Genomic DNA, 13,784 nt, shown 5'->3' with positions numbered 1-13,784 from the left:
GGTTCGACCGCGGCGGCCTTCGTGGCCCTGCTCGGCCGCCGCGTCGGCGACGGGCTCGACATCGTCGGCGTGCCGACCTCGGAGGCGACGCGGGTGCAGGCCGAAACCCTCGGCATCCGCCTCGCCACCCTGGACGAGCAGCCCGAGCTCGACCTGACCATCGACGGCGCCGACGAGGTGGACGACCAGTTGCGCCTGATCAAGGGTGGCGGCGCCGCGCTGCTGCGCGAAAAGATCGTGGCCTGCGCCAGCCGCCGCATGGTGGTGATCGCCGACGCGGCCAAGCACGTCGCCCGGCTCGGCGCCTTCCCGCTGCCGATCGAGGTGAACCTGTTCGGCCTCACCGCCACGCACCGCGCGGTCGAGGCGGCTATCGCCCGGGTCGGCTGTACCGGCCCGGTGCGGCTACGCCGCGATCCGGCCGGCAAGCCGCTCCTCACCGATGGCGGCCATTACATCCTCGACGCCCATCTCGGCGCCATCCCGGATCCGGACGCCCTCGGGGCCGCCCTCTGGTCGGTGCCGGGCGTCGTCGAGCACGGCCTGTTCCTCGGCATCGCCGACGCCGCGATCCTGGCGGCGGACCGCGACGGCCGGGCCGAGGTCACCATTCTCGGCAGCTTGGTCTGAAGCGCCAAACCCTTTCGCAGGAACATTCAGCATGTCCCGACGCCTCAAAGCCGCGCTCGGCCTCGCGCTCGCCGCGGCCACGATTCTCCCGCATGCGGCTTCGGCCCAGGCGAACAAGCCGGCCCCGGCCAAGCCGGCGGCGCAGCCGAACACGCCGGCCGCCGCGACGCCGACCTACACGGCGAGCCACCTCGCCCTCGCCCGCGAGGTGATGCTCAGCTCCGGCATCGCCCGCTCGTTCGATTCGGTCCTGCCGGCCTTCGCAGACCAGATCCGGAAGCAGACGGTGACGCGGCCCGAACTCGCCAAAGATCTCGACGAGGTCCTGACCGCCCTCCAGCCCGAGATGGAGCTGCAGAAGCAGCGCATGATCGACATCGCCGCCCGCACCTACGCGGCGAAATTCCCGGAGCCCGAGCTGAAGGAGATCGCGACCTTCTTCCGCTCGCCGGCCGGCAAGCACTATGTCGAGGCCCAGCCGCAGCTCCTCGACGAGATGGTGCAGGAGATGCAGGACTGGACGCAGGAAGTGTCCGAATACGTCATGGTCCGGGTGCGGGCCGAGATGGGCAAGCGCGGCCACCAGATGCAGTGAGAGGGGCGCGGGTGGTCGTGAGGTCGGTTTCGGCTTCGACTGCCCCACCCATGCCATCATCCCGAGTCGACGGAGCGAAGCGGAGACCTCGTGGGAGCCCTCCAGGGATCACGTAGCCGACTCGAGGGCTCCCACGAGGCTCGCTGAGCTGACACCTCGAATCACGTAAGCCGGGACGCGCCCCCTCTCCTGTGCGGGAGGAGGTTGGGATGAGGGATCGGGGTTTTCCGGAGAGGGCGCATCCCTCACCCGGCCCCTCTCCCGTACGGGAGAGGGGACCAGCGTCACGACCGGAGATGTGTGATCGTCTCCGCCGCAGGATGGGGATGCTTTGGACATCCGATGCCGTTGAATCCCAGGCCGGCGATCACGCACGGTCAGACACGTTCCGCGCGGACGACCGACCGCCTCTACGCGGCGGGGGCGGCCCTGCTCGCCGTCTTGCCGCTGGCGATGGTGCTCGCCAACCGGTCGAGCCCGGCCGTCCTCGGCCTCGCAGCGTTAGCTTTCTTCGCCGGGCGCTGGGTCGAAGATCCTCGCGCGCTGCGAGCCTGCCTCCTCATCCCTCTCAGCAAGCCGCTCGGCGTCGCGGCGCTCGCCTTCCTGGGATGGTGCCTCATCTCCTTCGCCTGGGCGCCGTTCCCGGGCTCGTCGCTGAAGGTGCTCGGCGAATTCTTGCCGACCCTGGCCGCCGCCTACCTGATCACCTGCCTCGCCCCCGGGCGGATCCCGGCCTTCGCGCCCCGCCTCGGTGCGGCCGCGATTGTGCTGGCAGGCCTCGTCATCGCGGTCGACCTCGCTTCGGACCTCGCCCTCGAACGGGCGCTCGGACGCCGGGTCGCCGCCTTCGTGCACAATCGCCCGGCGCTGACGCTGGACCTCCTTGCCGGCCCCGTCGCTCTGGTGCTGTGGCGCGCCCGCTCCCGGAGCCTCGCAGTGGCCGGCCTCGTCTTCGCGGCTTTCGGCGTGCTGCGCTCGATCAGCGGCGCCGCTCAGCTGGGACTTCTCGCCGGGGCCGGGCTGTTCGGCCTGGCCCGGCTGCTGCCGATGCGGGTCGGGATCGCGCTTGCCGGCCTCGGGCTCGGCCTTGCCGTGGCACTCGCCCCCGTGGAGGGCGACCTGCTCGCCCGGGTCATGCCGGAGGCCGCGCATGAGCGCCTGGTGCAATCCTCCTCCCGGGCCCGAGTCGCCATCGCCCGCAGCTTCGGCGCGGCCGTGGCGGCCGATCCGTGGCGCGGGGCGGGATTCGGCACCAGCGCGCGCTTCGCAGAGGCTCCCGTGGCCGGGGCGGTCGCGCCCGAGATGCGGGTCCTTCTCGGAGTCGGCCACCCGCATAACAGCTTCCTGCAGGTCTGGGCCGAACTGGGATTGCCCGGTGCGCTCCTGGCCGCGCTAGTCCTGATGCTGATGCTCGGCCGCATCGCCGGGATGCGGCAGCCCGACCGCGCCGCGGCACTGGGTCTCGTCGCCTGCGCGGCTGCCATCGCGTTCGTCGAGCACAATGGCTGGGCGGCGTGGTGGACGGCCGGGCTCGGCGCTGCCATCACGTGGATGCGCGAAGCCACTTGGATGCGTGAGGCGGCGACGTCCCGCACGGATACGAGACGCGAGATGGACGGCCCCGCATGAGCGCTTTCGACGTCGACCTCTTCGTCATCGGCGCCGGCTCCGGGGGCGTCCGGGCCGCCCGGATCGCGGCCGGCTACGGCGCCAAGGTCATGCTGGCCGAGGAGTACCGGGTCGGCGGCACCTGCGTGATCCGCGGCTGCGTGCCCAAGAAGCTGATGGTCTATGCCGGCCGCTTCGCCGACGAGTTCGAGGATGCCGCGGGCTTCGGCTGGACGGTCGAGCGCCCGCGCTTCGACTGGAGCGTCCTCAAGCGGCGCCGCGACGCCGAGGTGACCCGGCTCGAAGGGATCTACGACACCAACCTGCTGCGCGCCGGCGTCGAGATCGTGCCCGAGCGCGCGGTGATCGAGGACCCGCACACGATCCGCCTGATCGGTTCGGACAGGACGGTGCGGGCCGAGAGGATCCTGGTCGCGGTCGGCGCGCATCCGGTGAAGGAGCCGGCGGTGCCGGGGATCGAGCTGGCAATCACCTCGAACGAGGTGTTCGAGCTGGAAGACCTGCCCGAGCGCATCCTGGTGATCGGCGGCGGCTACATCGCGGTGGAGTTCGCCGGCGTCTTCGCAGCGCTCGGCAGCCGAACGACCCTGCTCCACCGGGGCGACCGGCTGCTGCGCGGCTTCGACGACGAGGTCCGCGACGCCCTCGCCGAGGCCTATCGCCAGCGCATGGACCTGCGGCTCGGCCGTACGCTGATCCGGATCGACCGGCGCGATGCCGGCCTGTGCGCGCAGCTCGACGACGGCACCGAGATCCTGGTCGATCAGGTGCTGGTGGCCACCGGCCGGCGCCCGAACGTCGCCGGGCTCGGCCTGGAGAAGGTCGGGATCGAGACCGACGCCGCCGGCGCGATCCCGGTGGATGCCTATTCACAGACTGCAATCCCGTCGATCTACGCGGTGGGCGACGTCACCAACCGCGCCAACCTGACCCCCGTGGCGATCCGGGAGGGCCATGCCTTCGCCGACACGGTCTACGGCGGCAAGCCGTCCTGCGTCGATCACCGGCTGATCCCGACCGCGGTGTTCTCGACCCCCGAGATCGGCATCGTCGGCCATACCGAGGCCGCCGCCCGGGAGATCTACGGCAAGATCGACGTCTACAAGGCGCGCTTCCGGCCCATGAAGGCGACGCTCTCGGGCCGCGAGGAGCGGATCCTCATGAAGGTGCTGGTCGATTGCGCCAGCGACCGGGTGGTGGGCGTCCACATCTTCGGCCACGATGCCGGCGAGGTGATCCAGGCCATCGGCATCGCCGTCACCATGGGCGCCACCAAGGCCGATTTCGACCGCACCATCGCGGTCCATCCCACCGCCGCCGAGGAACTCGTCACCATGCGGGTGCCGGAGGTGACCAAGCATCCGGTCGGCGTCGGGTAAGTTCCCCGCGTCGCGGGGTCTCGACGCGGTGCGCGGCCGAGCCATATCAGGGTCATGGGCAAGCAGGACGCAGGCAAGGGCAATCGCGAGGACGACGCGCACGCGCGCCGTCAGGCGATCATCGACGGCCTCCTGGCCGACGCCCTTCGGCCGGCCTTCAGCTATCGGGTACCGAGCCACGACGCGCTGCCCGCCGATATCCGCCGGGCGATCGACCGGCTGCTCGCCAAGGCCGAGACTCAGCGCAGCCGCTGCCTGACCTACGACGACCTCGAGGAGGCGCTTCCGCCGCGGGACGTCTCCGCGGAGGATCTGGAGGCGATCTTCTGGATCCTGGCCGAGCACGGGATCGAGGTCGAGGACGGCGAAGCCTGATCGAGCGCGGGCCGTAGGCAGTCGCCTTGATGCATCCGCGAACGAGGCGGTTGCCTTTTCGACACTCATTGACGCCGCAGGCTAAACCACCCCGTCATTCCGTGGCGCCGCAGGCGAGCCCGGAATCTCGAACCGCCGACGGCGCAAGATCTTGCTCCACCTCTGTTTCTCGCTCCCGGGCTCTGCTGTGCGGCCCCGGGATGACGGAGCGAAATCTTTGGGCTCGGAGAAACCCCAATCCCGTCGGGGCTCGGATTTTCTGATTGGATCGCGGGACGCCCGAACCACCCGCTGCAAGCGCATCACCCGATCGCCCGCGCCCCAACTCTGCTTCAGGCTCCTGCCAGCCCTCAGGAATCCGCCCCTCGCATGCGTTCGGGAACCCCTCTATAAGCCGCGCTTCGCGCGTCATGCGCGATCGCACGAAGGACGTGCGCGGAGAGAGGTCATGGCCGAGCGTTGGACACCGAAGAACTGGCGGAACCTGCCGATCCAGCAGGTCCCCGCCTATCCGGATTCGGCGGCGCTGCAGGCGGTCGAGACCCAGATCGCGAGCTTTCCCCCGCTGGTTTTCGCCGGTGAGGCGCGCAAGCTGAAGACGGCGCTCGGGCGCGTCGCGGCGGGCGAGGCCTTCCTGCTCCAGGGCGGCGACTGCGCCGAGAGCTTCGACGAGCATTCGGCCGACAACATCCGCGACTTCTTCCGGGTGTTCCTGCAGATGGCGATGGTGCTCACCTTCGCGGGCGGCTCGCCCGTGGTGAAGGTCGGGCGCATCGCCGGGCAGTTCGCCAAGCCGCGCTCCTCGCCCACCGAGACCCTCGATGGCGTGAGCCTGCCGAGCTACCGGGGCGACATCGTCAACGGCATCGGCTTCACGGAGGAGGCCCGCACGCCGGATCCGCGCCGTCAGGTCGAGGCCTACCGGCAATCGGCCGCGACCCTGAACCTGCTGCGCGCCTTCGCCACCGGCGGCTACGCCAACCTGGAGAACGCGCATCGCTGGATGCTGGGCTTCGTGAAGGATTCGCCGCAATCCTCGCGCTACCAGGATGTCGCCGGTCGCATGACCGACGCTCTCGATTTCATGCGGGCGATCGGCATCAATCCGGAGACCCATCCGGAGGTGCGGACCACCGACTTCTACACCAGCCACGAGGCCCTGCTGCTCGGCTACGAGGAGGCGCTGACCCGCATCGACTCGACCACGGGCGATTGGTACGCGACCTCCGGGCACATGCTGTGGATCGGCGACCGCACCCGGCAGCCGGACCATGCCCATGTCGAATATGCCCGCGGGATCAAGAACCCGATCGGCCTGAAATGCGGTCCGTCCATGCAGGCGGACGGCCTGATCCGGCTGGTCGATCAGTTGAACCCAGAGAACGAGCCCGGCCGGCTCAGCCTGATCTGCCGGTTCGGCGCCGACAAGGTCGGCGACCACCTGCCGGGCCTGATCCGGACGGTCGAGCGGGAAGGGCGGACGGTGGTCTGGATCTGCGACCCGATGCACGGCAACACCGTCGCGGCGGGCCGCTACAAGACCCGGCCTTTCGACCGGGTGATGCAGGAGATCGAGGGCTTCTTCGGCGTCCACCGGGCCGAGGGCACGTTCGCGGGCGGCATCCATCTGGAGATGACCGGCAAGGACGTGACCGAGTGCACCGGCGGCGCCCGGGCGCTCACGGCCGACGACCTGCAGGATCGCTACCACACGTACTGCGACCCGCGCCTCAACGCCGAGCAGGCGCTGGAGGTGGCGTTCCGCACGGCCGAGCTGGTCAAGGCCGAGCGCAGCCACATCGAGCGCCCGCGCCTCGACGCGGCGGAGTAGGGCTCTCCGCCAAATCGCTCGTCCTGCGCGGGCTGCGATGTTCAAGCATCGACCCGTGCAGGCCGCGACGGACTCCCTCTCCCGTGCGGGAGAGGGTTGGGGTGAGGGACCAGGTTCTTCCGGAGGGGTCGTACCCCTCACCCTGTCCCTCTCCCGCTCGGGAGAGGGGACCCGCGCCTCGTTCTGCTGCTTGTGAAGCTGAAGGCCTGAACGGGGGGAGGGCCCCTCAGGCAATGGCCCGGGCGGCGCCGTTCCAGCGGTTGATCACCTCGCCCACCTGGGAGACCGGGACCGGGCGGCTGATCAGGTAGCCCTGGATCTCGTCGCAGCCCTCTGCGCGCAGATGCGCGAGCTGCGCTTCGGTCTCCACGCCCTCGGCGGTGGTGGTCATGCCGAGGCTGGAGCCCAGCCCGATCACCGCCCGGACGATGAAGTCGGTCCCGTCCTTCACGCACAGGTCGCGCACGAAGGACTGGTCGATCTTGATCTTGTCGAACGGAAAGCTGCGCAGGTAGCTCAGCGACGAGTAGCCGGTGCCGAAATCGTCCATCGAGACCCGAACGCCGAGCGCCTTCAGGCTGTGCAGGATCGCGGTGGTCGCGCCGGGATTGGCGACCAGCACCGATTCGGTGATCTCCAGCTCCAGGCGGCGGCCGGGCAGGCCGGTCCGGCGCAGGGCCTCGCGCACTGCGGTGACGAGGCTCGCCGAGGTGAACTGCACCGCCGAAACGTTGACCGCCACCTTGAGCCCATCCGGCCAGCGGGCGGCCTCCTCGCAGGCCCGGCGCAGGACCCATTCGCCGAGCGGGACGATCAGGCCCAGTTCCTCGGCGATCGGGATGAATTCGGCGGGCGAGACGAAGCCGCGGGTCGGGTGATCCCAGCGCAGCAGCGCCTCGAACCCGCAGATCCGGTCCGTGTCGAGGCTGTAGATCGGCTGGTAATAGACCTCGAACGCCTCGCGGATCAGCGCGTCGCGCAGGTCGCGCTCCAGCAGCCGCCGGGCCTGGAGGCGGGCATCCATCTCGGGCTCGAAGAACCGGAACGAGCCCCGGGCCTCGGTCTTGCCGCGGTCGAGGGCGACCTCGGCATTCTTCAGGAGCTTCTCGCAGCTGGCCCCGTCGCTCGGTGCCAGGGTGATGCCGATGGTCAGCCCGACGCTGATCTCGTGGTTGCTCAAGCTGTAGGGCGCGCTCAGCACCTCGATGATCCGGCGGGCCAGGATCGCGGCCTCCTCCGGGCGATCGACGCCGCGCTGGACGACGATGAACTCGTCCGCACCGAGCCGGGCGACGCAGTCGATCTCGCGCACGCAGGCGGTGAGCCGCTCGCCGACCGCCGCAAGCAGCTCGTCGCCGACCCCATGCCCGAGCGTCTCGTTGACCGGGCGGAAGTCGTCGAGGTCGATCGCGAAGACGGCGAAGCCCGAATCGCGCCCGGCCTGCGCCACCGCCATCTCGATCTGCTGGCCGAGCGCTTCACGATTCGGCAGGCCCGTCACCGTGTCGTGGTGCGCCAGGAAGGCGATGCGGGCCTCGGCGCGGCGGCGCTCCGTGACGTCCTCGTAGGTCGCCACGAAACCGCCGTCGGCAGTCTCGCGGCGGTCGATCGAGACGGTGCGGCCGTTGGCGAGTTCTTGGAATTGCGTGTGCCAGGTGCCGCCGCGATGCGCTTCGTGCTCCTGGTGGAGGAGGGCGGCGAGGTCGCTGCCGGGATGGTTGCCGGCCACGAGGCTCGCCCGCATCACGTCCTGCGCCGACATCCCCGGAACGATCGTTTCGGCAGCCAGGCCGTAGATCTCGCTGTAGCGCCGGTTCACCACCATCAGGCGATGCTGCGCGTCGTAGAGGCAGAGGCCCTGGGACATGTTGTCCAGCGCCGCGTCGAGCCGCAGGTTGGTCTCGGTCAGCCGGTCCTCCTGCTCCTTGAGCAGGCTGATATCGCTGCACACGGCCACGAAGCCGCCCGACTGGGTGGCGCTCCGGCTCACCCGCAGCCAGCGCCCGTCCGCCAGCCGGATGTCGCCGTCGCGGGCGAGCGCCCGGAAGCACTCGTCGAGGGATTGCGAGCCGGTGCCGGAACCGTCCTCGGAATCCGACGGACAGATGCCGGCCAGGATCGCGGCCTCGAGCCCGTCGAAAAAGCGAAGCGCCTGGGCATTGGCGAGCGCGATGCACCCCACGGCGTCGACCACCACCACGCCTTCGCGGGAGGTCTGCAGCGCGTCCGTCACCAGGGCCTCGGCGACCCGTCGCTGGCTGACCTCACGCTGCATCATCGCCTGGATGTTGTCGCGCATCACCGCCATCGAGCGGAGCAGGCTGCCGAGTTCGTCCCGGCCGCCGGCCGGGATCCGGTCGTCGAGGCGTCCGCTGGCGATCCGCTCGGCGGCGGCCGAGGCATCGGCGAGGGGGCCGGTGATCCGGCGGTTGAGCAGCCAAGCGATCAGCGCGCAGGCGAACACCGCAAGCCCCGCCGCGATGGCGTTGACGTGGATCTCCCGGGCCACCAGCGTCCGGGCGGCCTGCCGGAAGGTGAAGCCGTCGCCCGCCGTATAGTTGACCAACAGGTCGATCTGGTTGTCGACCGCGCTGGCATACTGGTCCAGCGCGTCCCAGCGCTCGGGGCGGGCGGTGGCCGGGTCGAGGCCGCGGCGCATCTCCTCCCAGGCAGCCACCGCTGCCTGGACGGCGCCCGCGGTGCGCACCGACCGGTCCGATTGCGAGCGCTCGACGGCGATGGTCAAGTCTTCGGCGAGCGTGGTCGAGAGATCGGCAATCTCGGCATCGAGCTTGGCCGCCTGGGCGGAGTCGCGGACATGAGTCCGGCGCGCGAAGGCGCTGCGCATCTTTGCGAAATCCGCCGCGGTCGCCCGGGCGTAATTGATCGACATCAGCGACTCGTCATAAGTGCGATTGACGAGCGCCCCGACATGCGAGATCGCCACCACGGCATAGAGCCCGAGCGCCCCCGACAGCAGGCTCATGCCCAGGAACGCGACGAAGATCCGACCGCGGATCGTCGCCGAAAGGCCGGTGATGCCGCGCACAAAGCGCATCAGACCCGAAGGCGGCCGCTCATCCGTCGCTCTCTCGGGGTCTCGCATCGCACCGCGCCGTGTGACAGGTTCCATGAACCGTAATTGCCACATGTTAAGAGCCGATTAGCCGGGGCCATTATCGGTTCGTCTTATGGATAATCGTTTTGACCCGTTCCTGGTCTCGCAAACAGCCCAACTCCGCGGAACGTGAGGGTTTTCGAAAATGATTTCTCAATAAAGTCTCAGGTAGATTGCCTCGATCAGCCCGAGGAATGCCATGGCCCCCGCTGCGCCGAGTATGCCCGTCCCGCTCCGCTGGAAATCGGCCATGCCGGCGGCCATCGCTCTGGCCCTCGGCCTGGTCTGCGGCCTGATCCTGGTGGGCGACCTGGAAGCCTCCGGATTGCTGGTGTCCCAGAAGGGCCGCGCGTTCCAGCCGGGGAATATCGCCCTCAGCCGGGGCGAGACGGTGATGTTCGTCAACGACGACAGCGATTTGCTGCACCACGTCTTCGTGGAATCCGACACGTTCAGCTTCGATTCCGGGGATCAGGAACCAGGCAGCCGCACGCCGGTCACCTTCACCGAGCGCGGCACCTTTCAGGTGCTCTGCGGCATCCACCCGAAGATGAAGCTCGTGGTGCGGGTGAACTGATACCGGTTCGACGGGTCGGGCAGGTTATCGACCTCCGATCCCACGCCGTCATTGCGCGCGCAGCGACGAGGCGAGCGAAAAAGTTCTTCACCCCAACGCATCCCGGGGTGCTGCGATGCAGCCCAAGGATGAAAAAGGTTGGTCGGTGGAGAGGGCGCCGAGAGACCTCTCCTGCGGCCTCAACCGATCACCGCTCCGCGGCTCGGATCGGCTTGGTCTGCGGTGCCGGCTTCACGCGCTCGATCGTCTGGCCGTCGCGCAGCTCCGGGGGCGGGCTGAAGATGATGTGGCTGTCGGCCGCCAGACCGGATTCGAGTTCGAGAATCCGCCCTAGATCGCGCCGCACCTTGATCGTCCGCCAGGTCACCCGGTCGTCCTCGCCGACTTCCGCGACCTGGAAGCCGTTGCGGTTGAAGACGGTCGCCTCGGCCGGAACCGAGACGCTCTCCTCGGTGCGGGGGATCTTCAGCGTCACGGTGGCGTAGAGCCCGGCCCGAAGCGCCCGGTCGGGGTTGGGCACGTCCACCTGCGTGGTCAGGGTCCGCGAGGCGGCGTTCAACGCCACCGAGCTGCGCTCGACGAAGCCGCCGAACCGGCGACCCGGGATCTGCGGGACGCTGATCTCGGCCTGTACGCCCGGCTTGACGCCCACGGCATCGTTCTGCGGCACGTTCACGGTGATGCGCAGGACGCTGTCCTGGTCCATGCTGAGGAGCGGCGTGCCGCCGTTGTCGGCTCTGACCAGATCGCCCACATCGACGTTGCGGGTCGTGACCACGCCGTCGAACGGCGCGACAACCCGCTCGAACGCCGTAAGCGCCTTCAGGCGGTCGACCACGGCTTCCTGCGACGTGATGTTGGCGGTGGCGACCTTCACGCCCGCCTCGGCGGCCGCCAGGGTCGCGGCCTGCGAGAGCACGCCTGCCTGCGACGTGTCGGCGTTCTGGCGCGAGGCCCAGCCCTGGACGGCCAGGGTCGAGGTGCGGTTGTTGGTGAGGTTGGCGAGGTTGACGTTGGCCCGGGCCTGCTCGACCTGCGCCTGAGCCTGTAGCAGCTGCGCCTTCAGCTGGCCGACTTGAGCCTCGGCCTGCGCGAGCTGCTGGTCGAGGTCCGGCGCCGCGATGCGCAGGAGCAGGTCGCCGGCCTTGACCCGGGAGCCGATATCCACCCGCCGTTCGGCGATGTAGCCGGTGGCACGGGCCGCGATCGCGGCGGTCGTGAAGGCCTGTGTCTCGCCCGGCAGCATCAGGTCGAGGGGCCCGTTCGCGCGCTCTGCCACGACGGTGCGCACTTGGGGCACCAGGGTCTTGATCCGCTCCAGGGTCGCGGTCGCCTCGACGTCCCGCTGCCAGTGGTTGTAGGCGCCGTAACCCAGTAATCCGAGAGCGGTGAGACCCACGAGGACGAACGGGCCCTTGCCGGGCGGCGGCGGGATGTCCTTGGTGCCCGTCTGCACCGCGTCTTGAGCCTTCATCATTCGGCTCTCCGCCGCGAATACCGCCTACTCTTGTCACGGTAGCGGCCGAAGACCGCGACGAATAGAGCGAGGCTTCGCCGCATCTCGACTATCGCGCGACCGGCCCTTCCAGGCGCAGGCGCCGGCTGAGCCGCTTGTGCAGGTGGACCATCAGGGCGATGCCGAACAGCGGCGTCAGCAGATTGAGGATCGGCACAACCATCAGGGCCGACATCAGGCAGCCGGCGCCGAGCGTCCGGAATGCGAAGGTCTTGCGCATCTCGGCCGCCTCCGGGAGCGGCCGGAACCGGGCCGCCGCCATCTCGAAATATTCCCGCGCCAGCAGGTAGGCGTTGGCAGCGAAGAACGCCGCGATCCCGATGACCGGCACGAAGAAGATCACCAGGGCCGCCAGGTTGACGAGCAGCGTCACACCCGCGAAGCGCACCGCATAGAAGAGCGCGGTGCCGAGCGGCATCGGCCGGCCCGGGGGATCGTTCGGGAAGTCCGTGCGCTCGACGATCGCGGCGGCATCGTCGAGGAAGAACCCGGCCACCAGGATCGATATCGCCGGCATGAGGTAGGCCAGAACCACGAACAGGCCGAACCCCGCGAGGTAGTAGGCGAGGTTGTCGAGGATCGGGTACTGGGCGGAGATGTGGTGGCTCGCCTGGAACGCCTGGACGAGGCGGGTCAGGCCGAACCAGAGCAGGACCAGGAGCCCGAGTGTCAGGCTCAGGGATTTCCACAGGATCGCCCGCAGGGGCGGGGAGAAGGTCTGGCGCAAAGCCGCCGCGGCGGACTCGACGATCATCGGGCGGGGTTTCCGGCTTGAGCGCTCGCCGCCGATGAGACACCGGTTCGGCGCGAAGGAGCGCGAGACCTCGGGGACGCGGCGCCGGAAGCGGCGCGGCAGCGTTGTGAAGCGGTGTGACGACCGGCGCAAGGCCAGGCACGGCCGCACCGGAGCGAGCGGACAGGAGCGCGCGTGCAGGATTCCAGGGTGAAGGCCTCGACTTCATCGCATGCTGAGGTTCGCTCCGCGGACCCGCCGCGGGCACCGGATTACCGGCCGCGCCTGGCGCCGCTGCCCGCGGATCCGGAGGTGCTGGTGATCGGTGCCGGCGCCGCCGGCATCGGGGCCGCGCGGACTCTGGTGGAGCGGGGCGTGCGTGTCGCCGCTCTGGAGGCCCGCGACCGGATCGGCGGCCGGGCCTTCACGGTTTCGATTCGCGGCCACGCCCTCGACCTCGGGGCCCACTGGCTCCATGCCGGGCCGATCAACCCGCTGGTCGCGTTGGGCCGGACGCGCGGAGAGCGCCTGAAGCTGGCTCCCCAGGAGAGCCACGTCTGGGTCGACCGCCGCCGGGGTCGCCCCGACGAGATCCGGGCCAACGCCAGGGCCTTCGACCGGGCCGACCGGGCCATGACCCAGGGCGCCGCCGAGCCGGGGCCAGACCGTCCGGCCGAGACCGCGCTTCCGCCGGGGCTCGGCCCCTGGGGCTCCCGGGTGGCGCAGGTCCACGGGCTGGTCTCGGGCCGAGCGCTCGACGAGGTCTCGCTGCAGGATTTCCCGAGCCTCGAATACAGCGAGAACTTTTTTCTGGCCGGGGGCTACGGCAGCTACCTCGCACGGCTCGCCAACGACCTGCCGATCGCGCTCGCGAGCCCCGTTACGCGCATCGACTGGTCGGACCGGCAGGTGCGCGTGGAGACGGGCGATGGAACCACGTACCGGGCCCGGGCTGTGATCGTGACGGTGCCGGTCATGGTGTTGCGCGACGGCCCGGCCTTCTCGCCGCCGCTGCCGAACGCGGTCCGGGCGGCGATCGACGGCTTCTCGACCGGGATCTACGAGCACGCGGTGCTGCACTGGCCGTCGAGCCCGTTCCGGGGCCGGGACCGGTTGGCGGCGATCCACGGCACGCGACCGTCGCCGGCCGGCCTGCTCACCCGGATCGACGACACGCCGTTCCATTACTACGAACTCGACGTGCATGAGGCGGAGGCGCTCGATGCGGCCGGCTCGGGCCCCGACGGGGTGCGCCGCCATGTCCGGGCGGTGCTCGCCGAGCAGTTCGGCCGGGCGCGGCTGCGCGACCTGACCATCCCGGCGGTGAGCGCATGGCGGCACGATCCCTGGTCCCGCGGCTCCTGGGCGGTGGTGCCCCCCGGCCACGCGCCGGCCCGGGCG

Annotated in this window: 11 protein-coding genes; 8 read left to right on the top strand and 3 right to left on the bottom strand. The window is 69.9% G+C overall.

Features of this window, described 5'->3' with window-relative positions; all coding sequences use genetic code 11:
* The 6 genes from rpiA to FV228_RS08735 form a co-directional block, all read left to right on the top strand.
* Positions 1-630, top strand: a 630-nt coding sequence (gene rpiA, locus FV228_RS08765) for a ribose-5-phosphate isomerase RpiA (protein ID WP_147854259.1), incomplete at its 5' end; no start/stop codon positions are given.
* Positions 631-661: 31 nt separating this feature from the next.
* On the top strand, positions 662-1,225 hold the full coding sequence (locus FV228_RS08760; protein WP_147854258.1) for a DUF2059 domain-containing protein: 564 nt from the start codon (positions 662-664) through the stop codon (positions 1,223-1,225).
* 342 nt (positions 1,226-1,567) lie between these two features.
* Positions 1,568-2,854, top strand: coding sequence for an O-antigen ligase family protein (locus FV228_RS08750; RefSeq protein ID WP_147854256.1), 1,287 nt, complete (start codon positions 1,568-1,570; stop codon positions 2,852-2,854).
* Positions 2,851-4,233, top strand: a complete 1,383-nt coding sequence (gene gor, locus FV228_RS08745) for a glutathione-disulfide reductase (protein ID WP_147854255.1) — start codon at positions 2,851-2,853, stop codon at positions 4,231-4,233. Before FV228_RS08750 ends, gor begins: the two co-directional genes overlap by 4 nt.
* Positions 4,234-4,287: 54 nt before the next feature.
* Positions 4,288-4,608, top strand: a complete 321-nt coding sequence (locus FV228_RS08740; RefSeq protein WP_147854254.1) for an RNA polymerase sigma factor region1.1 domain-containing protein — start codon at positions 4,288-4,290, stop codon at positions 4,606-4,608.
* A 448-nt stretch (positions 4,609-5,056) separates the two neighbouring features.
* Positions 5,057-6,439, top strand: coding sequence for a 3-deoxy-7-phosphoheptulonate synthase class II (locus tag FV228_RS08735; protein WP_147854253.1), 1,383 nt, complete (start codon positions 5,057-5,059; stop codon positions 6,437-6,439).
* A 226-nt stretch (positions 6,440-6,665) separates the two neighbouring features.
* Here the strand turns inward: FV228_RS08735 and FV228_RS08730 are convergent, their stop codons facing one another.
* Complete coding sequence (locus FV228_RS08730) at positions 6,666-9,497, bottom strand: EAL domain-containing protein (RefSeq protein WP_246693868.1); 2,832 nt, start codon at positions 9,495-9,497, stop codon at positions 6,666-6,668.
* 310 nt (positions 9,498-9,807) lie between these two features.
* Between FV228_RS08730 and FV228_RS08725 the strand changes: the two genes are divergently transcribed.
* The gene (locus FV228_RS08725) at positions 9,808-10,134 is read left to right on the top strand and encodes a plastocyanin/azurin family copper-binding protein (protein ID WP_238260382.1); all 327 of its coding nucleotides are present in this window, start codon (positions 9,808-9,810) and stop codon (positions 10,132-10,134) included.
* Between the two features lie 187 nt (positions 10,135-10,321).
* On the opposite strand, the gene FV228_RS08720 is transcribed toward FV228_RS08725, so the two are convergent.
* Both FV228_RS08720 and FV228_RS08715 read right to left on the bottom strand, forming a co-directional pair.
* Positions 10,322-11,608, bottom strand: a complete 1,287-nt coding sequence (locus tag FV228_RS08720; protein WP_147854261.1) for an efflux RND transporter periplasmic adaptor subunit — start codon at positions 11,606-11,608, stop codon at positions 10,322-10,324.
* A gap of 91 nt (positions 11,609-11,699) precedes the next feature.
* On the bottom strand, positions 11,700-12,404 hold the full coding sequence (locus FV228_RS08715) for a sulfate transporter family protein (RefSeq protein ID WP_147854250.1): 705 nt from the start codon (positions 12,402-12,404) through the stop codon (positions 11,700-11,702).
* Between the two features lie 264 nt (positions 12,405-12,668).
* Here FV228_RS08715 and FV228_RS08710 point away from each other — a divergent pair.
* A partial coding sequence (locus FV228_RS08710) for an FAD-dependent oxidoreductase (RefSeq protein WP_246693869.1) occupies positions 12,669-13,784 on the top strand: 1,116 nt, incomplete at its 3' end.

Origin of the sequence: Methylobacterium sp. WL18, from assembly GCF_008040015.1 — a bacterium.
In the GTDB taxonomy this organism is placed as follows: domain Bacteria; phylum Pseudomonadota; class Alphaproteobacteria; order Rhizobiales; family Beijerinckiaceae; genus Methylobacterium; species Methylobacterium mesophilicum.
Note: the sequence above shows the minus strand (reverse complement) of the source record. Positions and strands in the feature narration are given on the sequence as shown.

Bases quoted from the DNA above. Each gene is read 5' to 3' on its own strand.
- FV228_RS08715 (WP_147854250.1), bottom strand. From the start codon at position 12,404: ATGATCGTCGAGTCCGCCGCGGCGGCTTTGCGCCAGACCTTCTCCCCG.
- FV228_RS08750 (WP_147854256.1), top strand. From the start codon at position 1,568: ATGCCGTTGAATCCCAGGCCGGCGATCACGCACGGTCAGACACGTTCC.
- FV228_RS08730 (WP_246693868.1), bottom strand. From the start codon at position 9,497: ATGCGCTTTGTGCGCGGCATCACCGGCCTTTCGGCGACGATCCGCGGT.
- FV228_RS08740 (WP_147854254.1), top strand. From the start codon at position 4,288: ATGGGCAAGCAGGACGCAGGCAAGGGCAATCGCGAGGACGACGCGCAC.
- FV228_RS08725 (WP_238260382.1), top strand. From the start codon at position 9,808: ATGCCGGCGGCCATCGCTCTGGCCCTCGGCCTGGTCTGCGGCCTGATC.
- FV228_RS08760 (WP_147854258.1), top strand. From the start codon at position 662: ATGTCCCGACGCCTCAAAGCCGCGCTCGGCCTCGCGCTCGCCGCGGCC.
- FV228_RS08720 (WP_147854261.1), bottom strand. From the start codon at position 11,608: ATGAAGGCTCAAGACGCGGTGCAGACGGGCACCAAGGACATCCCGCCG.
- gor (WP_147854255.1), top strand. From the start codon at position 2,851: ATGAGCGCTTTCGACGTCGACCTCTTCGTCATCGGCGCCGGCTCCGGG.
- FV228_RS08735 (WP_147854253.1), top strand. From the start codon at position 5,057: ATGGCCGAGCGTTGGACACCGAAGAACTGGCGGAACCTGCCGATCCAG.